Here is a 19,916-nt window from a genome sequence, read left to right as displayed (position 1 = left end):
GCGTGGAACCGGGTTCCGCGCTGCCGAAAACCGCGCAGGGCGCAGGAGAGCCGTCATGGCTGGGCTGGTCTATTTCTCGACCAAATCAGGCAATACACGGCGCTTCGTCGAAAAGCTGGGATTACCGGCAAACCGGATTCCACTGAACCGAAGCGACCCGTCCCTGCAGATTGAAGAACCCTATATTCTCGTTGTACCGACCTACGGTGATGGCGACCCGCGTTCCGCGGTACCCGCGCCAGTCATTCGTTTTCTGAATGACGAACACAATCGGTCCCTGATTCGCGGCGTGATCGCCGGCGGCAATACCAACTTCGGCCATTCCTTCGGTCTGGCCGGTCGAGTCGTTGCGCAAAAGTGTCAGGTACCGCTTCTCTATCGTTTTGAACTGATGGGCACTGTCGAAGATGTCCATCGAGTCCTCGCAGGAGTGACCGAATTTTGGAAACGCTCAGCCTAGATACCGGTACGGCAGCGCGACCCGCCGCCGGCGCCGAACATAACGCCAAGGCGCTCGACTACCACGCGCTCAACGCCATGTTGAACCTGTACGATGCCGACGGCCATCTGCAGCTCGACAAGGACCGCGAAGCGGCGCGTCAGTATTTTTTGCAGCACGTGAACCAGAATACGGTGTTCTTTCACTCGCTGAAGGAAAAGCTCGATTATCTGGTGGAAGAGAGCTACTACGAGCAGAGCGTGCTCGATCAGTACGATTTCAGCTTCGTCACCGCGTTGTTCGATCAGGCCTATGCGGCGAAGTTTCGCTTCCAGAGTTTCCTGGGCGCGTTCAAGTATTACACCAGCTACACACTCAAGACGTTCGACGGCAAGCGCTATCTCGAGCGTTTCGAAGATCGTGTCTGCATGGTCGCGTTGAGTCTGGCTCGCGGCGACGAGACGCTGGCCAAGCAGCTGGTCGAAGAGATCATTCATGGCCGCTTCCAGCCGGCGACGCCGACCTTCCTCAACTGCGGCAAGCGTCAGCGCGGTGAGCTGGTGTCGTGCTTCCTGCTGCGCATCGAAGACAACATGGAGTCCATCGGGCGCTCGATCAATTCGGCGCTGCAGCTCTCCAAGCGTGGTGGCGGCGTGGCGTTCTCGCTCTCCAACATTCGTGAAGCCGGCGCCCCGATCAAGCGTATCGAGAACCAGTCCTCCGGCATCATTCCGATCATGAAGATGCTCGAAGACGCCTTCTCCTACGCCAACCAGCTGGGCGCGCGTCAGGGCGCGGGTGCGGTCTATCTCAACGCGCATCATCCGGACATCCTGCGGTTCCTCGACACCAAGCGCGAGAACGCCGACGAGAAGATCCGGATCAAGACGCTGTCGCTGGGCATCGTGATGCCGGACATCACCTTCGAGCTGGCCAAGCGCAACGAGGACATGTACCTGTTCTCGCCCTACGACGTCGAGCACATCTACGGCGTGCCGTTCGGTGACATCAGCGTCACCGAGAAGTACGAAGAGATGGTCGCCGACGGGCGTATCCGCAAGAAGAAGATCAACGCCCGCGAGCTGTTCCAGACCATCGCCGAGCTGCAGTTCGAATCCGGCTACCCGTATCTGATGTTCGAAGACACGGTCAACCGCGCCAATCCGATCCACGGCCGGATCAACATGTCGAACCTGTGCTCGGAGATTCTGCAGGTCAACACGCCGACCGAGTACGACGACGATCTCGGCTACCGTCAGATCGGCGAGGATATCTCCTGCAACCTGGGCTCGCTCAACATCGCCAAGACCATGGATTCGCCGAACTTCGGCACCACGGTGGAAGCGGCCATTCGCGGTCTGACCGCGGTCTCCGAGATGAGCAACATCACCTCGGTGCCGTCGATCGCCGAAGGCAACGCCAAGTCGCACGCCATCGGCCTGGGGCAGATGAACCTGCACGGTTATCTGGCGCGTGAGCACATCCTCTACGGTTCGGAAGAAGGGTTGGATTTCACCAACATCTACTTCTATACCATCGCGTTTCACGCCATTCGCGCTTCCAACCGCATCGCCATCGAGCGCGACAAGCGCTTTGCCGGCTTCGAGAAATCGACCTATGCCAGCGGTGAATACTTCGACAAGTACACCGAGCAGGCGTGGGAGCCGAAGACCGAGAAAGTGCGCGGGCTGTTCGAGAAGAGTGGTATCGAGATCCCGACCCAGGACGACTGGCGCGAGCTGAAGGCGTCGGTCATGGCTCATGGGCTCTTCAACCGTAACCTGCAGGCGATCCCGCCGACCGGTTCGATCTCGTATATCAACAACTCCACCTCGAGCATCCACCCGGTGACGTCCAAGGTCGAGATCCGCAAGGAAGGCAAGCTGGGTCGCGTCTACTACCCGGCGCCGTATCTGACCGACGACAACCAGGAGTACTACCAGGACGCCTACGAGCTCGGCCCGGAAAAGATCATCGATACCTACGCCGAGGCGACGCAGCACGTCGATCAGGGCCTGTCGCTGACGCTGTTCTTCCGCGACACGGCGACCACCCGTGACGTCAACCGCGCGCAGATCTACGCCTGGCGCAAAGGTATCAAGACGATCTATTACATTCGTCTGCGTCAGGCCGCCCTCGAGGGGACGGAAGTCGAGGGCTGCGTTTCCTGCACTCTGTGATCGTCCTTCCATAACGACCGACTTTGCGTGAACGCGCCGGGAAACGATGGCGAAACGTCTTTCCCGGCGCCAACCGAACGAGAGCACTCCCATGGATATGCCCGCTACCTCTGCCGCCCGTCACCTGAATCGGGTCGATGCGATCAACTGGAACCGTCTCCAGGACGACAAGGACCTGGACGTCTGGAACCGCCTGACCGGCAACTTCTGGCTGCCGGAGAAGATTCCGCTCTCCAACGACATTCCCGCCTGGAATACGCTGACGGAGAAGGAGCAGCAGCTGACGATCCGCGTTTTTACCGGTCTCACGTTGCTCGACACCATCCAGGGAACGGTGGGCGCGCCGGCACTGATCGAAGATGCGGTAACCGCCCATGAAGAGGCGGTTATCACCAACATCAGCTTCATGGAGTCGGTCCATGCGCGCTCCTACAGCTCGATCTTCTCGACGCTGTGCACCACGCGCGATGTCGACGACGCCTATCGCTGGAGCGAAGAAAACCCGTTCCTGCAGAAGAAGGCCGAGCTGATTCTCGAGCGCTATCGCGCCGAAGACCCGCTGATGCGTAAAGTCGCCAGCACCTTCCTGGAGTCGTTCCTGTTCTACTCCGGCTTCTATCTGCCGATGTACTGGTCGAGCCGCGCCAAGCTGACCAATACCGCTGATTTGATTCGTCTGATCATTCGCGACGAAGCGATCCACGGTTACTACATCGGCTACAAGTTCCAGCGTCAGTTGGCCAAGCTACCGGCGGAGCGTCAGGAAGAGGTCAAGATCTACGCTTACGAGCTGCTGCACGAGCTCTACGACAACGAGGTCAAGTACACCGAGTCGCTCTACGACGACGTCGGCTTCACCGAGGACGTCAAGAAGTTCCTCCACTACAACGCCAACAAGGCGCTGATGAATCTGGGCTTCGAAGCGCTGTTCCCGGCCAGTGTCACCGATGTCAGCCCGGCGATCCTCGCCGCGCTGTCGCCGGGGTCCGACGAGAACCATGACTTCTTCTCCGGCTCCGGCTCCTCCTACGTCATCGGCAAGACGGTCAGTACGGAAGACGACGACTGGGCGTTCTGAGTTTCATGCGAGAACGGGTCACCCTGTTTCCTGAAAACCGCCTCCGGGCGGTTTTTTCATGTCGGCACGAGTTGGTACGACAATGTCAGGCTTTGACGATTTGGTGATTCGCCCTTTCACGCTCACTGCACACTGCCTGCACGAAACGGCGAGATAGTGCTCCTGCACCGCGTCTCGGTGCGCAACCGGAGTCGAAGTCATGAAATTTCATCACAAATCACTCATCGCGCTGGCCGTTGCCGCTTCCACCTTGTCACCGCTGGCCCTGGCTGCATCCACCGAACAACCCAAACAGCCCGCGCCTCACGAAGCGCGAATGGCACATGCCAACCCGCTCAAGGATGCCGTGGTCGCCAGCTGGAATCTCGACAAAGACGAGCTGGCCAGTCTGGCCCAGGCCGACAGCGATTTCCGCGCAGGTCTCAAGCAACTGCACGGTGATTCGAATGACGGCGACAACAAGGCTGAACCCGAGCAGCGTCGCGCGGCGATGGAATCACTGCTCGAACGGCAGCGTGAACAGTTGGCTGGCGTGCTGACCGACGAACAGCTGCACGCCTACCAGATGCTGGAGCGCCCGCGGCCCGGGATGATGCGTCATCACGGTGGCCCGAAGATGGATCCCGAGCAGATGACCGCACAGCTGGAGAAACGCTATGCGCCGCTGTTCGCGACCTGGGATCTCAATCAGGACCAGAGCGCCGAGGTGCTGAATGCCGAACGCACCTTCTTCGATGGCCTGCATCAACTGAAGCGTCCCGATGCCAAAGCTGACGACGCGACAAAAGACTCCCGCGGCGCCCAGTTCAAGCAGTTGCTCGAACAGCGCCACAGCGCGCTTGCCGAGGTGCTCGACGACGAGCAGGTTGCCGCCTTCGAGGCGCTGACCCAGCCGCCGCGCGGCCCGCACAACGGCCCGCATGGTGGCCCGAATCACGGCCCGCAACCGAAGCACGAAGCGCCCGCAGCCGGCTGAAGCCATCGCTGCGACTCATCGATTGTCAGCGAGGCGAGCCCTTCTCCGGAAGGGCTTTTTCGTGTCTCCAACTCATACCATTGCCTGACGTCCCTAGCCGCAGTTGTTAGTCTTTAGCCGAACCTGCATTGTCATCCAACCTCTGCGATCGGAAACCCCCTCATGGAAGATCAATGGCTCGCCTGGGCCAAACGGCTCTCGGCCCTGGCCGATACTGGGCTGCACTACTGCCACGACAAGTTCGACCGCGAGCGCTATGAAGAGGTCGCCGAGCTCTCGACCGCGATGATGGCGGCGCTGGGCGATATTCCCATCGGTCGGGTAAATCTGGCGCTGGGCGAGGGCGAAGGGCACGTCACGCCCAAGATCGATGTGCGCGCGGCGATCATCGACGACGGCAAGATTCTGCTGGTGAAAGAGAAGATGGACGGGCGTTGGACGATGCCCGGCGGCTACGCCGAAATCGGGCTGTCGGCAGCCGACAACACGGTCAAGGAGGTGTGGGAAGAAGCCGGCGTCACGGTCGCGGTCAAACGGCTCTACGCCATCCGCCACAAGGCCAGGCACGCCTACCCGCCGGACGTGCTCGATTTCTACAAGCTGTTCTTCCTCTGCGAGCGCCTCGACGGTGCGCCGCTCGATCCCGGCCATGAAGTGCACGATGCCGCCTATTTCTCGCCCGCCGAGCTGCCGCCGCTCTCGGAGCCTCGCGTCATCGCGCGGGACATTGCCGATGCCTTCGATTTCCATGCCGACCCGCATCGCGCGGCGCTGATCGATTGAGTCATTTGTCGCCGACGTTAAACCTCCTGACCTCGAGGCGGTCTATTCAAGGGCAGGGCTTCCCTGCATTGGGACGAGTGGAAACTGACGGGAGGGGTAATGAACGCACAGAAGATTCTTTCGCAGATCATGAAGCAGGCTGGCGGTGGCGGTAAATCGTCGTCTGGCAATAGCGGCTTCGACGTCAAGTCGCTGATGGGCGGCGGTGCGCTGGGCATGCTGATCGGCAGCAAGCGTGGTCGCAGCATGGGTGGCAAGGCGATCAAGTATGGCGCATTGGCCGGCCTCGGCGCGCTGGCGTGGAAGGCCTGGCAAACGCACCAGGAGAAGTCCTCCGCGCCCGACGCCGCAGCCACCACCGAGACCGGCCGGCCGCTGGAACAGCTCTCCGGCGAACCTCAGGAGACGCGAAGTCTGTTGATTCTGCGCTCGATGATCGCCGCCGCCCGTGCCGACGGCCACATCGATGCCCAGGAGCGCGCCGCATTGGCCGAGCAGATCGACGCACTGGGCGCCGACGATGAACTACATGCGTGGGTCGAACAGCAGATGGCCGCGCCGCTGGATGCCGATGCGATCGCCCGCAATGCCGATTCACCCCAGGCGGCGCGCGAGGTCTATCTGGCCAGCGTGGCGATCGTCGATGAGCAGAATCCGATGGAACGAGCCTGGCTTGATCAACTGGCGGCGGCGCTCAAGCTCGACGGCGATCTGTGTCGAACGCTCGAGCGGCAGGCGTCGGAAGCATCGATTTAAGCGGGGCTGTGGCATCGCGCCCGAGGTTCGGCCTCGGGTTGGCGCTGCGTCAGGGTGCCGAAAAACGCCGCCAGGGATAGCAATGCCACCAGGCTGCCATAGGCGTAGGTGGTAGGGATCAGACCGAAATGTTGGGTCGCGATGCCGCCGCAAAGCGCCAGGGTGCTGGCCGACAGGTAACAGATCACGTAGAACGCGGCCATCAGCGCCGACCGTTCGGTAGGCGGCGCCAGCGGCATGACGACGCGCATCGCGCCCATGAACGCGGCGCCGAAGCCGATACCGGCGATCGCCGTGCCCACCAATAGGATCGCAACCGACTCCCGATAGACTCCCAGCAGCAGGCCGGCCATGCCGACGATCAGACAGGCGGTGCCCAGCAGCACGGCCAGCCTTGGTGGTTTGGCGCGCAGGATCAGCACGCTGATGCCGCCAATGAAGGGCAGCAGAAACGTGATCAGGCAACCTACCAGCGGATTGTGTACGCCGCTGATCGTGCCCACCAGCGTCGGCCCCAGCGATAACGAAAAGCCGCCCAGCGCCCACGACGAGACCACGGCCGGAATGACCCGGAACAGCGGACCGCGCACGGCGGGCGGGATTGTCGCGCGGGGGCGAAGCGCCGCCAGTGCGCCGGGCCTTGGCGTTACACTCTCCGGGATCCGACGCAGATACAGCCCCATGACGACGAGCATGACGATCAGGACCCCGTAGATCAGGCGCATGGGCGCCGGGGCGTAGGTCACCAGCAGCCCGGCGATGAGCGCACCGATTCCCATCCCGGACAGCGGCGCGATGCTGGCCAGCACCGGGCCGCGGGTATGATCGCTGTCGAGCATCGCTGCCGCCAGCGCGCTGGTTACGATCCCAGTGGCGATGCCTTGCAGGATTCGCGCCGCCAGTACCCACGCAAGCCCGTCGGCGACCAGGAATAACCCCAACGACAGGATCTCGCCCACGATGGCGATGGCGACGACCGGGCGTCGGCCGATGTAGTCCGATAGCGAGCCGGTGGTGAGCAACGCCAACAGCAGCGCGAACACGTAGCTGGCGAAGACCAGCGTCAGCCAGGTCGTCGAGAAGTGCCAGGTCGACTGGTAGATCTGATACAGCGGCGTCGGAGCGCTCGAGGCGGCGAGGAACGTCACCATCAATACCGCGTAATAGACCAGCGACCCGAGCCTGGGCGCGGGGTAGACATTGGTCGAGCTGCAAGGGGTAGGCGGTGACATCGAGGAATCCGTTAATGCTAAAATTTTGCGTTAATGATAGTCTGACCGTGCCCGGCGAATAAAGCAAACGCTTTGCGTTTAGTAGCGGAACGATGGATGTACCTTATCCGCACCAGGTTTCATTTCGCCGGTTTTAGTCGATTGGATTCATCGAACAGCGCTTGCGGAGAGAGTCATGGCGATCAAGGAAGCCGTTAGGCCAGGGGGGCGCAGCGCCCGCGTGCAGGAAGCGGTCCATCAAGCCGTTCGCGAGCTGCAGACCATCAAGGCTCGAGACGAGCTGACAGTGCCGCAGATCGCCGAGCGCGCCGGGGTTACACCTTCGACGATCTATCGTCGCTGGGGCAATCTTTCGGAGCTGGTGGCCGACGTCTCGGTGGAGCGGATGCGTCCCGACGAGGATCCAGCGGATACCGGCACGCTTGCGGGTGACCTGCTGGCCTGGGGGCAACATTACCTCGAGGAGATGACATCGGTGCCGGGTCAGCGCGCGCTCAACGACGTCATGGCTAGCGCTCATGACGAGCGGCGAGAGCGCTGCTGCCGTTACAGCGAATCCCTGATGACGACGTTGCACGATCGAGCCCTCTCCCGCGGCGAAACGCCGCCGCCGATCTGCAAGCTCATCGATGGCGTGGTCGCGCCGATGACGTATCGCCTTCTCTATGACCGCGATTCGGCAACCGTCGACAATCTGCAGCGTTGGATCGACTGCACGCTGCAAGACGGTGACGCCGGGGTCGCATGCCGCCAATAAATCCGTTGACTGTCATATCAGCTTGGCTGCCACCAGCAGGTCGGCGACAGACTGAAAGGTCCCATCGGGAATCGGGTCTCCATTACCGGCGCGTCTGGCGATGCTCTTGGCCAGCTCCGCATCTGCCGACCGCGGAATATGCCGAGGAATCGAGCTCGCCAGCAGAGCGGTCGCCTGTGAGGGGTCTGCCTTGCAGGTGACCAGCGGTACCGGTGTTTCGCCACGTACGTAGCGGATGCCGACCAACCAACCATCTTCGGTGCCGATCATCATCGAGGCATGTTGTACGCCGACCTTGGCATTCAACTGATGCATTTCACGGCGGCGTTTGCGGCGCTCCTGGTTCATCGTCGGATCGCCTTCCTGATCCTTGCGCTCGCGCTTCTGTTCGGTTTTGGTCATGCGCTGGTCGCGCCGAAACAGCCAGCGCTGCAACATCACGTCGAAGCCCCCGACCAGCAAGAACGCGATCAATGCGGTGATGACCAGTGGCTGCAACAGATCGATGAAAGTGCCCTGGATGCAACCGAAGCCGCAACTTGAGGATTCCATCAACGATTGCAGACCGAGCCGATAGACGATGACCAGCGCAACGGCCAGGGCCAGCATCTTGAATAGCGACTTCAGGAACTCGGTCAGGCCGCGCACCGAGAAGATACGCTTGAAACCCTGTACCGGGTCGATCTTCTCCGCCTTGGGCAGCACCGGTTCGGTGGCGAAGACGAAACCCTGCGAGACCACGATGTTGGTCAGCACGATGATCACGAAAGTGAGCGCCACCAGCGGCAACACCGACAGCAGCAAAACCTCTCCCGCCTGCGCCACCAGGCGTGGCCATAGCGAGTCGAAGGGTTCGGTATAGAGCTGCGCTGTCGTGTCGAGCAGGCCCCGGACGCGTGCGATGATGTCGCTGGCGCTGACCGCGATGTAAAGCGTGCAGGCCAGCATCACCATTGCCGTGACCAGATCCGCGCTTTTGGAGACCTGGCCCTTTTTGCGCGCATCGCGAAGTTTCTTCGTCGATGGCGGTAGTGTCTTCTCTTCGGAAGGTTGCTCGCTCATGCGCTCATGGTGTCATGTCGGTTTCTGCCGAATCTCAAGCCATCTGAGTCTCGAGGTTGCTGCCGTCACCGGCGTAATCCTCATGATTGAAATCGTCCCAGCCCGATTCGGGCAGGTGGCCCTCTTCAGTGTAGAAAGCGTATTCGTCGCGACGGTATTCGAAGATGCTCTGGTCATCGGGCGCATCGCGCTGACCGTAGTTCTGCATATACTCTTCGAGAAACTCGTAGCGGTTCAAGCCATCTTCGGTCAGCAGACCGTCCTCGTCCAGGGACGTGAAGAGATCCTTGAGATCGGCTTCATGGCTCTCGAGTGCATTGGTGCGCTTGATGTCCTGGACGATGGAGAAGGGTAACGTCGCGAGCGTCAGTGCGGCAGATACCCAGAAAAGCGGACCGGTGGCGGCGCGAGCAACGGCAATACCCTTGAGCGCCGCGAGCGAGGAAGCGCCCCCGGCAAGGCCGAAGGCACCAGCGGCGACGGTCACGGCGCCCTGGCCGATGGTGGCACCATCGCCACTGTCGGCGCCGCGCTTGATCATCAGCCCACCGAGCGCGATATCCAGCGCGCCGGTGGCCGAGTTGGCTGCGCCATCCAGAACCCTCAGGAAGGAGCTCACGGAACGTGTCGTCGTGGTGGCGTCGGGCAATGCCGGGTTCTTGGCGAATCCGTCCTTGGCGCCTTTGACGACTTTCCCGGCGTCGTCATAGGAGATATCCAGTTTCTTGGCCAGGGTCTCCTGATCGCCGACAGGAGCATCCTTGATGATCTGCTGCATGTTGTCGCTGAAACGCTCCCACGTATGAGGATCGGGAGCGGGTGCCTTACCCTTGACCTTGTCGTCGCCCCAGATCTGCGGCAGCGTCTTGTCGAGGCCCAGCATGGCATTGACGTTAGTGCCATTAACCTTGTCGATGATGTTGCTACCGAGATTGACGAAATGCTGGCTGGCGCCGAAGAAGCTGATGAATTCCTTGGCGATCGCCATGCGTCCTTCGGTGGTGTCGGCGAGTGAACCACCCTTGCCGGCCAGCTGATAGATGCCCGAAGCGAGCGAGATCAGACCGCCGGCCGAACCCAGCGCGCCGTTGCCGTTGAGCGTGCCGATCAGCGACATCATGCCGCCATTGGTCTTTTCGTTGAGCGCCTTGTAGACGCCGTTCTTCATCAGACCATCGATATCCTTTTGGGTGATCGAGCCATTCTTCTGGAAGCGATCCCCAAGCTCCTGTAGCGCCTTGCCGAAGTTCTTCGCCGTCTGCTGATCGTTGAGGTATTCGTTGACGAACTTATCGATCGTCTCCGCCGTGCGTCGTGGAATATCGACACCGGCGCGCTTGAGTGCGGTCAGAACGGTCTTGACCACGTCCTGGGTCGCGGTCGCGGTATTGGCATCGTTGATCTGGTCGGGATTGGCGATCAGGTCGTCGAGATCGGTGACCATCGAATCGACCTGCAGATTCTGGGCGAATTCAGCTGCCTTGTCGGTCTCTTCGGTCGCCGGGAATAGCGTGGAGAGGGCATTGTAGGTCTTCGAAATATCCTGTTCGGCGAGTTCGCCCTGTCCGCTCTCGCGGAGGTCGTTGATGTAATCGATGTACGCCTCGCTGAACGCCGTTTCCTCCAGCCGAGAGGCGATATCATCTTTGTTGGCGACCTTGCTGACGGCGCCTGTCTGTGCCGATGCGTAATCCTTCTGCACGGCTTCGGAGGCAAACAGGTCGCCAAGACGAGCATCGAGTTTTTCGCCATCGACGACCGATGACAGATCGTCGCCGCTAGCGTGATCGAGACTCAGTCCCTCGGAGAGGTCGAGTCCGACCAGATCCAGACCGTTTTCGAGCGCACCCTGGGCGCGCAGGGCTCGGTAGAACTGGGCGCGCTCGTCGTTCTTGTCGATGCTGCCGTCTTCGATGCCCGCCTTCCAGTCCTTGATCAGGTTCTGCCAGGTCAGCTCGCTGACGGTCAACTTGCGTGAACTGTCGTCCGGGTCGGTCTCGCTGGTCTCCATCGACTGAATGTCGACATCGCTGAAGACTGGCAGGTCGTGATCGCGCCGCGCCGTATCCAGCTCCGCATTATCCGCGAGGCGTTGAGTATTGGTCTCGCCGCCGTGCTTCGACCAGTAGCCGTCGAAGACATTGGTGACCTTGTCGCCGTCGTCACCCGCGGCACTACCGATTCGCGCGCGCAAATTATCGTTGACCTGAGTCACGGCATCGCTCGCGTTGACGCCCTCCCTGACCTTGCTGTCGATCAGGTTCTGGTAGAGCTGCGACAGCGTTTCAGAACTGTCGATATGCAGAATGTTGCGGCTGTCGGTGAGCGTGCCGCCGGCCATGGCAGAGGCCAGGGCGTTGAGGTTGTCTTCGTAGCTCGGGTTATCTGTCACGGTGTTGTCGGCGAGAAAATTGTCGTACCCGGCATAACCGGCGCTGATGGCGTCGTCCTTGCCGCCGTGACGATCCCAGTAGCCGTTGAAGACGTTGAGACCGTCATCGCTATCTTTTCCGGTATTGCTTAGCGCGTTGCCGGTGCGGTCAAGCAAATCGCTCTTGGCGTCGTCGATGGCCGCCTGAAGATCCGGGGCGTCGCCGCGCTCACGCTGCTGGTCGAGCTGATACGCCACCAGCTGGCTGAACTGGCTGGCGGCGTCTCCCGTCAGCGGTCTCACCTTGCGGTCGTCGATATCGATGCCTTCGGCCATGTCGGAGGAGAGCGAATTCAGCGTGTCGTCGTAGGCGATGTCGGCCTCGTCGCGATTGGCCAGATAGCTCTCCTGGGCCAGCTCCTCGGTGTCCTCTTCGCCACCGTGACGCTTGAAATAGCCGTCGAAGACATTGGCGACGTCGCCACCGCCGACGCTGTCGATGCGCTCGCGCAGATCGTCGTTGACGTGATCCATCGCTTCCTGAGTATCGTCGCCCTGATCGATCCGGTTCTGGATCAGATTCTTGTAGAGTTGGGAGAGCGTGTCCGATGAGTCGAGATGCAGGATCTTGCGCTGGTCGGTCAGCGTGCCGCCGGCCATCCCCAAGGCCAGGGCATTGAGCTTGTCCTCGTAGTCGGGGTTGTCGGTCAGCGTGTTATCGGCCAGATAACCGTCGTAGGCGTCATAACCCGCGTCGATCGCGGCCTCTTCGCCGCCATGGCGCTTCCAGTAGCCCTCGAAGACATCGAGTCCCTTGTCGGCGTTGCGGTCGGCGTTGTCGAGGGCATGTCCGATGCGATCGAACAGCGCTTTCCTGGCGTTGTCGATCGCCTTGGACAGGTCGGGGTTCTTGCCGTCGGCGCGCTGGGCGTTGAGCTCGGCGGTGACCAGCTTCTCGAACTTGTCTGCGGCGTCTCCCGTCAGGCTGGAAACCCGGCGCTTGTCGATGTCGATGCCTTCCGCCATGTCCACCGCCAAAGAATTCAGCGTGTCCTCGTAATCCTGACTGCCGGGCTCGAGAGTTTCCTTCTCCTTGCCGCCATCCCCGGCCATCTTCTGCGCCAGCTTGAGCAAGGAGGTGAAAACTTGAGTGGGGGCGGACGAGATCGTGCTTTTGTCGAGGGTGACATCATCGTTGACGCGCATCGGCTTGTTCTCTCTGGAAGGCGTTGGCTCGAGGACGCCGACGTTCGATCCATGAAAAGGACGGGGCGGCATCGCGGGAAAACGTCTCCAGTATTCAGGCGCCGGATGACGACCCGATGGCAGCGGCGAAACGCTGAGTAACGGACTGTATGGCTTTAGTGGGGCGGAAGACGGCTATCGCATGGCGCCGAGAATGGCCTCGAGGCGGCCCATGTTGAGATTGACGATATCGAGTTGATCCACCATCAACGGAATCAGGAAGACCACGTAGATCAGCATCAGGAAGGCGAACAGCAGGTTCTTGATCGGCAGCGAGAGATCGAAGGCGTGGAGATTGGGCGCCATCCTGGCGACGTAGGCCAGCATCAGGTCGGCGATCAGCAGCGCGATCACCAGCGGGGCGATCATCAACACGCCGATTTCCATCACCTGATCGAGCAGCCCGAGCAGGGCCATCGCCGAGGTTTGCGACAACAGCGGGATGAAGTCCACCGCCGGCCACAGCGCGTAGCTGCGATAGAAACCGTCGAGCAGCAGCATGAAACCACCCGTGATGAAAAACAGTGCCAGCAGCGTGATCGTCATCAATGTCGAGGTCACGCCGGACTCGGTGGCCCCCATCGGGTCGACGATCTGCGCCATGGTCGAGCCGCGTTGCAGATCGATCAGTTCTCCGGCGACCTCGGCGGCCCAGAACGGCACGCCGAACACCAGGCCGATAGCGACGCCGACCAGCAGTTCCTTGATCACCATGCCGGCGACGCTGAAGGTCGACAAGGTCTCCGCGTTCACCATCGCATCGAAAAGCGGCACGGTCAGCGGCATCGAGATCGTCACCGCCACGGCGGAGCGGATCATGCCGGTCAGTCCCAGTCGATTGAACGCGGGTGTGACCAGCACCATTCCCAGTGCTCGCGCCACACCGACCGCCGCCGCGGCTATCAGTGGATAGGCGAAGTCGGTGAGGAACTGAGCAAAATCTTCGTAGTTCATGCGCGCGGCTCGTTGAAGCTGGCGCCGAGCCTAGCGTGACCAGGCGGCAAAATTATCCAACACCTGATCGGTGATGTTGACGATCTGACCAGCGAGCAGGGGGCCTGAGACGATCAGCACCAATAGCACTGCCACCAGTTTGACCGCCTGGGGCAGTGTCTGGTCCTGAATCTGGGTCAACGCCTGCAACAGACCCACACCGAAACCGACGGCGATCGCCACGAGCAGTGCGGGTGCCGAGACCAGCAGCACCGTCCACAGGGCGTTTTTCATCAGTGAGAGGAAAATGTCGTCCGTCATCCTAGCCGCCTCCGTAGCTCAGAATCAGTCCATGCATGAGTCGCGACCAGCCGTCCACGGCCACGAACAGGAAGATCTTCAACGGAATCGAGATCAGTGTCGGGGAAACCATCATCATTCCCATCGCCATCAGCACATTGGAGACGATCAGGTCGATGATCAGAAACGGGATGTAGAGCAGGAAACCGATCTCGAAGGCGCGGGTCAACTCGGAGCTGACGAAAGCCGGTATCAGCACGATCAGGTCATCACTCTTCAGATCCTCGCGCGCCTCGTCCGACCACAGCGTGCGGGTGGCATCGATGAAAAATGCTCGCTCGCGCTCGCTGGCGTAGCGGGACAGATACTCCTGCAACGGCCCGCGTAGCGCCTCGCCGGTCTGCTTGATCTCCTCGACGTTGGCCAATCCTGCCGAGCGCTGTTCGAACTGGTGGGCCATCTCCCCGATCAGTGGCGTTGTGATGTAAACCGTCAGGATCAGCGCAATGCCGTAGAGCACTAGGTTGGGCGGCGTCTGCTGCACGCCGAGGGCGTTGCGGATCAGAAACAGCACTACCGAAATCTTGAGAAAGCCCGTCATCGTGACCACCGCCAACGGCACCAGGCCGATAGTGGCGACCACGATGATGATCGCGATCAAGTTGGGCTGGAACTCAGTCATCCCCGGCGTGTCCTTCATCGAGCGCGAGCCTTACGATCTGTACCCCGATGGCGTCGCCGATCGCGACCAGGCGCCCACGCCCCATCCGCCGGCCGTTGACGACCAGGTCCACGGCTCGCTCCGGTTGGCGTTCCAGCGGCAGTACGCTGCCTTCACCGAGCTTGCGCAGCTCGCCGAGCGACAGTTCCAGCCGGCCCAGCTCGCAGGTCAGCTGTACCGGCAGGTTATCCATGACAGCATCGGCTTCCAGCGAGGGTTGGATGGGCGATTCTTTTTTGTCCACAGGGGGTTCGCTCATGACACTCTCTTCGAGGGATGAATTCGCGTGTGACTCAGGACGATTCGCGATCAACGGCCCAGTGGCCTGAAGTCCGGTTTCGCCAAAACGAGCGCGGCAGCCGAAGTGATCGGCCAGATTCAGTTGGGCCTCATCGTCCGTCGCCGTATCGAGCATGACCACATCGCCGGGACGCAGGCTGCGAAACTCGCCCAGCGTCAGCGTTTGCCGGCCACACTCGACCCGAAGTGTGGAGATGATGCCATTGGCCGGCGCTCGCTGTGCCGGAAAGGCACGGTCGAGCTGCGGCAGCAGCCGCTCGGCGGTCGGAATGGCAAGATCGAGGGCCAGCGGGTGAGATTCGCCATCGAGCTCGAGGATGAAACAGAGACGCATCGTGGACTCGGGCGGTGCCGATTTGCCGGGTATCAGACGAATGCCCGCGCCCAGTGAAGCCTCCAGCGGCTCTAGCCAGTCGAGCCAGACGACTTCCAGCCACATCGCGGCCAGCTCGCGGTCGACCTCGTCCAGACCGCGGCGGCGATCGGGATGCTGACCGAGACGCTCGAAGGCTCGAGCGCTACCGCTTAGGGTTAGCCGTTCCTCGCCAAGACAGAGCGTGATCGCCTGCGCTTGTTCGACCTGCGTGTCTTGGTCGAGCAGACGCAGGCTGGCCACATGGCCGTGCCAGTCGAAGCCGAGCGGCTGGCGGGGCACGTGCAGGGCGTTATGCAGCGCGAGCCGGGAGGCCTCGACGCGTGGCAGTGCCGATATCGCCAGCGGGGTGACTCGGGCCGCTGTGGTGTCGCTCGGCGAATCGGTCGTGTCAAACAAGGGCTGGAATCGAGTCTCGGGCGGCGCCGACGACAGGTTCGTCATGTGATGTCTCCTTGCCCCTGGCGCGCCTCTTCCATCTCCAGTTCCGCCAGACGCTCGGCATTTATCGCCATGGTGAGCTGTTGATCGGTTTGCAGACGTTCCAGCGCCCGCTGGGCGCGCAGGCGTCGACCCCATTCGGCGGCCTGTGCATCGCGTTCTTCTTCGGCGAGCTTGAGATGACGCGCCTGCGATCGGCGCTCGTAAAGCAGCGTCTCTCGATGCGCGGCGTCGTCGGCCATCGTCTGTTGCCAGTCGGCCAGCGCTTCGGCGTTGAGCGGGCGATTCTCGCTGGCCTCGAATTGTGCCTGGTCCCGTTGATTGGCGCTGCGTTGGTGTTCCACCAACGATTGCTCCAGTACCTGACACTGTGCCGCCAGATCTTTGCAGTGGCGCTGGCCTGTCGCCAAGGCTTCTTCAGCCAGACGCGTGCGCTGACGTCGCAGCTGCATCAGGCGTTCGAGCTGATGCGGTGAGGTCATCGGGCGAGCTCCCTGAGCCGCTTCAGAGTCTCTGTAAAATCGCTGAGGTCATCCCGCGACTGGCGCAAAAAGTCATTGATCGCGGCATGCTTGCGAATCGCTTCATCGGTGGCGGCATCGCTGCCTTCACGATATTCGCCCACCTGCAGCAGCAGCTCGACATCACGATAGCGTGCCATCAGGTCGCGAATCTTGCCGGCGTCGTGGCGGTGGTCCTTGCTGGCGACGGTCTCCATCAAACGGCTTCGGCTGGCCAGCACGTCGATCGCCGGGAAGTGATCACGGCGGGCGAGATCGGCACTCAACACGATATGTCCGTCGAGAATGGCGCGCGACTCCTCGGCGACCGGGTCGAGCGTGCCATCACCTTCGGTCAGCACCGTGTAGATTGCCGTGATGCTGCCACCGGAAGCGCCGCCGGGGCCGGCGCGTTCGAGCAGTCGGGGGAGAGCGGCGAACAGCGACGGCGGATAGCCGCGCCGGGTTGGCGGCTCGCCGGCGGCGAGACCGATCTCGCGCTGAGCGCGAGCAAAGCGGGTAAGACTGTCGACCAGTAACAGCACGTCACGTCCCTGGTCGCGGAAATACTCCGCCACGCTGGTCGCGACCAGCGCGGCGCGGGCCCGCTCGATCGCCGGACGGTCCGAGGTGGAGACGACGCAAACGGTACGGCGTCGAGCCTCGGCATCGAGCTGGACGTCGAGCAGCTCTCGCACTTCACGCCCACGCTCTCCTACCAGCCCGAGGACGACGACTTCCGCGCTACTGCCTTTGACAATGGCTGAGAGCAACGAAGATTTACCCACACCGGGTTCCCCGAACAGGCCGATACGCTGGCCTCGGGCGACCGTATTGAGCGCGTCGATGGCGCGCACGCCAAGTGCCAGAGGATGCTCGATCAGTTGGCGGGTCAAAGGGGGGGGAGGCTCTGCATGCACAGGATACTCGTGCAGAGAGCCGTCGGTTCGTGAAGCGTTGGCGGTTAGTGGAGAGGCGGATTGTGAGGCGTCGACCGACGGCGCCGGCGGGGTGTCCAGCCACTTGCCGAGCGGGCTGATCACGCGGCCGAGCAGATCATCGCCGACGGCCACGCCCTGAGCGCGGCCGGTGGCGATCACCTCGCTGCGGGTCGATAACCCCTGCAGCTCGCCGATCGGCGAGAGCACGGCGTCTTCTTCCTCGAAGCCGATCACCTCGGCAGCGATGCGACGACCGCTGACGGGGTCACGCAGGTAACAGAGTTCACCGATGCTGACGCCTTCGATACTGGCGTGGATCAATAGGCCTCGAATCCGTCGCACTCGGCCGTTGATCTGGCGGGTTTCGGTCTGCGCGATACGTTCGCCGAGCCTCGGCAACAGACCGTCGAGCGCTGTGAGGGCGTCGTCATTGTCGTCGGGCGTCGCGGATATCTCTGTGTTCATGCCGATGCCTTGCCGTCGAGCAACGCCTGACGCAGCACGTCGAGCTGCGAATCCACGCCGATATCCATGACCGCAACCGGGCTGACCAGCAGGCACTGACCTGGCCCCAATTGGGCGTCGGCTTCGACCTGAAAATCGACCGTTACGGGCGGATGCTCGGCAAGCAGTGCGGCCACGCGGGACTCCAATGCCGGGGCCACGCGAATGCGCAGGCGATGTTCGTGACGCCACTCGGATAGCGCCTGACGTACGCAGCGGGCGATCAGATCGGCGTCATCGAATTCGCCGAGCAGTCTTCGGACCAGATTCAGCGAGAGTTTGGCAAGGGCGGGCTCGAGGCTCTCCAGATAGTGTTGGATGTCGGCCTGGGTTGTCGCCAGCAGCTTTGCGGCCTGAGCTTCGCCATCACGACGGCCGGCTTCGAAACCCTCGGTGTAACCGGTATTCCGTGCCTGCTGGAACTCGGCGGCCTGATTGTCTGCCCGCTGGCGTGCCTGATCGAGAAAGGCGTAACCGTCGACCCAGGCTTCGGCTTCCGCGGCGCGCAAGATCACCTTGCCGGGGCGTGGGGGGAGTGAGTTCATGCCGGATCACCGCCTTGTCGAGTGGCCTGGTCCTGCATGACGTTACGCGAGAGTAGATGCGCTGCCGCCAGGCGGGCGATCTCGCTGGCCTTGTCCTTGTCCTCATGGCTGCCGATGTCGATGTGGTCGTCGACTGCAGGCTGTTCAGAGGAATCGCTGGCAGTTAGCTGCCCGAGCCAACCCAACTGAAGCCAGGCTCGCAGCGAGGTCGGTCGTGTCTCCGCCCACACCAACAGGCAGTGGCTGCCGGCTCGTTCGATTCTGGCCTCGAAGGCGTCGAGGTCATTCCCGACGGCTTCGTCGGCGTTGCCATGGCTGCGATGGGTCAAGGCCAGCGCATAGAGATCGGCGCCCAGACGCTGCTTGAGCGCGGCGACGCGTGGCGCCTGGATTTCGCGAACCACGGCATTGGCATGGACGATGACGCCGGCTGCACGAACGCAGTCCGTTAGCGCGGCGGCGTCCAGCTGGCGCAACGCGTGATCGGCGGCGTCTGCCTCGGGCAGTGCATCAATCGCGGGTAAGTTGTGGCGGCGCCGCAGTCGCTCGGTCAGGCGCTGTCGAAAACGCGGCTGCGCGACCCAGCGTTGCAGGGTCGCATCCAGAGCGATGCCGTCCAGACATTCAACCCAGTGTGTCCGATCGATGCGCACCGGCAGTTCGGCGTCGGCCGCTGTCATCATGATGGTGTCGCCAAATCATAGGGGCGTTGGCGGCGCTGCCGCCAGATCAGCCAGCCCACCGCAAGGCTCAGTAACAGGATCGCCGCGATCATCAGGCCAAATAACCACCCGACGCTGGCGACGCTGGTAGCCGGCATCGCGATGCCCAGAAACGAACTCATCATCGGCTGCGGCGTCGAGCGCGTCTCTTCCGGGAGGCGAGAGACGACCGGCACCACCGAGACCTTGTCGTAGGAGAGGCCGGCGATGCCGTTGGCGACCAGTGTCTTGATCTGGGGAATCAGCGGATCGATATCCAGCGACGGGATATAGCGCACGAAGACCGATGCCGACGACGGCGTGCTGTTCTGCTGCAGTAGATCGTTGTCCGGCAACACGACGTGAACGCGCGCCGACAGCACGCCGTCGATCTGGGAGACGGTGTGAGACAGTTCCTGGCTCAATGCGTAGATCATCTGGGCGCGCTCCTGTACGGGAGACGATACCAGACCGTTGCCCTGAAAGACCTCGCCGAGGTTGGTGAACTTGCGCTCCGGCAGGCCGGCGCGATCAAGCACGTCGACCGCTTCAGCGAAACGATCCTCGTCGACGGTCACCGTCATCTGGCCTTCGTCGTCGGACTGTCGATTGGCGGGAATCCCGTTGCGTGCCAGTGTGGCCACGATCACGTTCGCCTCGCGCTCATCGAGATGCGTGTAGAGGTTGGTATCGCAGGCCTGCAGCAGTAGAGCCATCATTAGCAATGCAATGACCTGCAGCGGACGTCGATATGGATATCGGAACACGCGTGAACGGC

At 61.9% G+C, this 19,916-nt stretch carries 19 protein-coding genes; 7 read left to right on the top strand and 12 right to left on the bottom strand.

Annotation, left to right across the window (positions count from 1 at the left end; all coding sequences use genetic code 11):
* Positions 1 to 55: 55 nt before the first annotated feature.
* From nrdI to ACUN9V_RS12985, 6 genes are all read left to right on the top strand, one after another.
* On the top strand, positions 56 to 460 hold the full coding sequence (gene nrdI, locus ACUN9V_RS13010; RefSeq protein ID WP_075560528.1) for a class Ib ribonucleoside-diphosphate reductase assembly flavoprotein NrdI: 405 nt from the start codon (positions 56 to 58) through the stop codon (positions 458 to 460).
* The gene (nrdE, locus tag ACUN9V_RS13005; protein ID WP_439286839.1) at positions 442 to 2,619 is read left to right on the top strand and encodes a class 1b ribonucleoside-diphosphate reductase subunit alpha; all 2,178 of its coding nucleotides are present in this window, start codon (positions 442 to 444) and stop codon (positions 2,617 to 2,619) included. The genes nrdI and nrdE overlap by 19 nt, the downstream gene beginning before the upstream one ends.
* Before the next feature lie 97 nt (positions 2,620 to 2,716).
* The gene (nrdF, locus tag ACUN9V_RS13000) at positions 2,717 to 3,697 is read left to right on the top strand and encodes a class 1b ribonucleoside-diphosphate reductase subunit beta (RefSeq protein WP_110654928.1); all 981 of its coding nucleotides are present in this window, start codon (positions 2,717 to 2,719) and stop codon (positions 3,695 to 3,697) included.
* Positions 3,698 to 3,896: 199 nt separating this feature from the next.
* Complete coding sequence (locus tag ACUN9V_RS12995) at positions 3,897 to 4,673, top strand: hypothetical protein (protein WP_445511697.1); 777 nt, start codon at positions 3,897 to 3,899, stop codon at positions 4,671 to 4,673.
* A gap of 162 nt (positions 4,674 to 4,835) precedes the next feature.
* Positions 4,836 to 5,456 carry an NUDIX hydrolase gene (locus tag ACUN9V_RS12990; protein WP_445511696.1) on the top strand — a complete coding sequence of 207 codons (621 nt, stop codon included), beginning with the start codon at positions 4,836 to 4,838 and terminating at the stop codon, positions 5,454 to 5,456.
* Positions 5,457 to 5,555: 99 nt separating this feature from the next.
* Positions 5,556 to 6,212, top strand: coding sequence for a tellurite resistance TerB family protein (locus ACUN9V_RS12985; RefSeq protein ID WP_445511695.1), 657 nt, complete (start codon positions 5,556 to 5,558; stop codon positions 6,210 to 6,212).
* Here ACUN9V_RS12985 and ACUN9V_RS12980 read toward each other — a convergent pair.
* Positions 6,209 to 7,444, bottom strand: a complete 1,236-nt coding sequence (locus ACUN9V_RS12980) for an MFS transporter (protein WP_445511694.1) — start codon at positions 7,442 to 7,444, stop codon at positions 6,209 to 6,211. The genes ACUN9V_RS12985 and ACUN9V_RS12980 overlap by 4 nt on opposite strands.
* Positions 7,445 to 7,619: 175 nt before the next feature.
* Between ACUN9V_RS12980 and ACUN9V_RS12975 the strand changes: the two genes are divergently transcribed.
* Complete coding sequence (locus ACUN9V_RS12975; RefSeq protein WP_445511693.1) at positions 7,620 to 8,201, top strand: TetR/AcrR family transcriptional regulator; 582 nt, start codon at positions 7,620 to 7,622, stop codon at positions 8,199 to 8,201.
* Positions 8,202 to 8,213: 12 nt separating this feature from the next.
* Here ACUN9V_RS12975 and ACUN9V_RS12970 read toward each other — a convergent pair whose 3' ends face one another.
* The 11 genes from ACUN9V_RS12970 to sctJ form a co-directional block, all read right to left on the bottom strand.
* Positions 8,214 to 9,263 carry an EscU/YscU/HrcU family type III secretion system export apparatus switch protein gene (locus ACUN9V_RS12970; RefSeq protein ID WP_075560535.1) on the bottom strand — a complete coding sequence of 350 codons (1,050 nt, stop codon included), beginning with the start codon at positions 9,261 to 9,263 and terminating at the stop codon, positions 8,214 to 8,216.
* A 34-nt stretch (positions 9,264 to 9,297) separates the two neighbouring features.
* The gene (locus ACUN9V_RS12965; protein WP_445511692.1) at positions 9,298 to 12,840 is read right to left on the bottom strand and encodes a hypothetical protein; all 3,543 of its coding nucleotides are present in this window, start codon (positions 12,838 to 12,840) and stop codon (positions 9,298 to 9,300) included.
* Positions 12,841 to 13,014: 174 nt separating this feature from the next.
* On the bottom strand, positions 13,015 to 13,833 hold the full coding sequence (gene sctT / locus ACUN9V_RS12960; protein WP_445511691.1) for a type III secretion system export apparatus subunit SctT: 819 nt from the start codon (positions 13,831 to 13,833) through the stop codon (positions 13,015 to 13,017).
* A gap of 30 nt (positions 13,834 to 13,863) precedes the next feature.
* Positions 13,864 to 14,133 carry a type III secretion system export apparatus subunit SctS gene (sctS, locus tag ACUN9V_RS12955; protein ID WP_075560538.1) on the bottom strand — a complete coding sequence of 90 codons (270 nt, stop codon included), beginning with the start codon at positions 14,131 to 14,133 and terminating at the stop codon, positions 13,864 to 13,866.
* A 1-nt stretch (position 14,134) separates the two neighbouring features.
* Complete coding sequence (gene sctR, locus ACUN9V_RS12950; protein ID WP_110654667.1) at positions 14,135 to 14,794, bottom strand: type III secretion system export apparatus subunit SctR; 660 nt, start codon at positions 14,792 to 14,794, stop codon at positions 14,135 to 14,137.
* Positions 14,787 to 15,950 carry a type III secretion system cytoplasmic ring protein SctQ gene (gene sctQ / locus ACUN9V_RS12945; RefSeq protein ID WP_445511690.1) on the bottom strand — a complete coding sequence of 388 codons (1,164 nt, stop codon included), beginning with the start codon at positions 15,948 to 15,950 and terminating at the stop codon, positions 14,787 to 14,789. Before sctQ ends, sctR begins: the two co-directional genes overlap by 8 nt.
* Entirely contained in the window at positions 15,947 to 16,429 is a 483-nt protein-coding gene (locus ACUN9V_RS12940) for a hypothetical protein (RefSeq protein WP_445511689.1), read from the bottom strand. Before ACUN9V_RS12940 ends, sctQ begins: the two co-directional genes overlap by 4 nt.
* Positions 16,426 to 17,853: a FliI/YscN family ATPase gene (locus ACUN9V_RS12935; RefSeq protein ID WP_445511688.1), complete on the bottom strand. Its 1,428-nt coding sequence runs from the start codon at positions 17,851 to 17,853 to the stop codon at positions 16,426 to 16,428. The genes ACUN9V_RS12940 and ACUN9V_RS12935 overlap by 4 nt, the downstream gene beginning before the upstream one ends.
* A complete protein-coding gene (sctL, locus tag ACUN9V_RS12930; RefSeq protein ID WP_445511687.1) occupies positions 17,850 to 18,437 on the bottom strand; it encodes a type III secretion system stator protein SctL in 588 nt (195 codons plus the stop codon). Before sctL ends, ACUN9V_RS12935 begins: the two co-directional genes overlap by 4 nt.
* The gene (locus tag ACUN9V_RS12925) at positions 18,434 to 19,120 is read right to left on the bottom strand and encodes a hypothetical protein (RefSeq protein ID WP_445511686.1); all 687 of its coding nucleotides are present in this window, start codon (positions 19,118 to 19,120) and stop codon (positions 18,434 to 18,436) included. Before ACUN9V_RS12925 ends, sctL begins: the two co-directional genes overlap by 4 nt.
* A complete protein-coding gene (sctJ, locus tag ACUN9V_RS12920; protein ID WP_445511685.1) occupies positions 19,117 to 19,905 on the bottom strand; it encodes a type III secretion system inner membrane ring lipoprotein SctJ in 789 nt (262 codons plus the stop codon). The genes ACUN9V_RS12925 and sctJ overlap by 4 nt, the downstream gene beginning before the upstream one ends.
* Positions 19,906 to 19,916: the final 11 nt, after the last annotated feature.

Source organism: Salinicola sp. V024, assembly GCF_052645315.1.
The sequence above is the reverse complement of the archived record's forward strand: the minus strand, read 5'-3'. Positions and strand labels throughout refer to the sequence as shown.

What these genes read in the sequence shown, in the direction of transcription:
- sctT (WP_445511691.1), bottom strand. Translation starts at nt 13,833, where the DNA reads ATGAACTACGAAGATTTTGCTCAGTTCCTCACCGACTTCGCCTATCCA.
- ACUN9V_RS12965 (WP_445511692.1), bottom strand. Translation starts at nt 12,840, where the DNA reads ATGCGCGTCAACGATGATGTCACCCTCGACAAAAGCACGATCTCGTCC.
- ACUN9V_RS12970 (WP_075560535.1), bottom strand. Translation starts at nt 9,263, where the DNA reads ATGAGCGAGCAACCTTCCGAAGAGAAGACACTACCGCCATCGACGAAG.
- nrdF (WP_110654928.1), top strand. Translation starts at nt 2,717, where the DNA reads ATGCCCGCTACCTCTGCCGCCCGTCACCTGAATCGGGTCGATGCGATC.
- sctQ (WP_445511690.1), bottom strand. Translation starts at nt 15,950, where the DNA reads ATGACGAACCTGTCGTCGGCGCCGCCCGAGACTCGATTCCAGCCCTTG.
- ACUN9V_RS12990 (WP_445511696.1), top strand. Translation starts at nt 4,836, where the DNA reads ATGGAAGATCAATGGCTCGCCTGGGCCAAACGGCTCTCGGCCCTGGCC.
- ACUN9V_RS12980 (WP_445511694.1), bottom strand. Translation starts at nt 7,444, where the DNA reads ATGTCACCGCCTACCCCTTGCAGCTCGACCAATGTCTACCCCGCGCCC.
- sctL (WP_445511687.1), bottom strand. Translation starts at nt 18,437, where the DNA reads ATGAACTCACTCCCCCCACGCCCCGGCAAGGTGATCTTGCGCGCCGCG.
- ACUN9V_RS12935 (WP_445511688.1), bottom strand. Translation starts at nt 17,853, where the DNA reads ATGAACACAGAGATATCCGCGACGCCCGACGACAATGACGACGCCCTC.
- ACUN9V_RS12925 (WP_445511686.1), bottom strand. Translation starts at nt 19,120, where the DNA reads ATGATGACAGCGGCCGACGCCGAACTGCCGGTGCGCATCGATCGGACA.
- ACUN9V_RS12995 (WP_445511697.1), top strand. Translation starts at nt 3,897, where the DNA reads ATGAAATTTCATCACAAATCACTCATCGCGCTGGCCGTTGCCGCTTCC.
- ACUN9V_RS12985 (WP_445511695.1), top strand. Translation starts at nt 5,556, where the DNA reads ATGAACGCACAGAAGATTCTTTCGCAGATCATGAAGCAGGCTGGCGGT.
- ACUN9V_RS12940 (WP_445511689.1), bottom strand. Translation starts at nt 16,429, where the DNA reads ATGACCTCACCGCATCAGCTCGAACGCCTGATGCAGCTGCGACGTCAG.
- ACUN9V_RS12975 (WP_445511693.1), top strand. Translation starts at nt 7,620, where the DNA reads ATGGCGATCAAGGAAGCCGTTAGGCCAGGGGGGCGCAGCGCCCGCGTG.
- nrdI (WP_075560528.1), top strand. Translation starts at nt 56, where the DNA reads ATGGCTGGGCTGGTCTATTTCTCGACCAAATCAGGCAATACACGGCGC.
- sctS (WP_075560538.1), bottom strand. Translation starts at nt 14,133, where the DNA reads ATGACGGACGACATTTTCCTCTCACTGATGAAAAACGCCCTGTGGACG.
- sctR (WP_110654667.1), bottom strand. Translation starts at nt 14,794, where the DNA reads ATGACTGAGTTCCAGCCCAACTTGATCGCGATCATCATCGTGGTCGCC.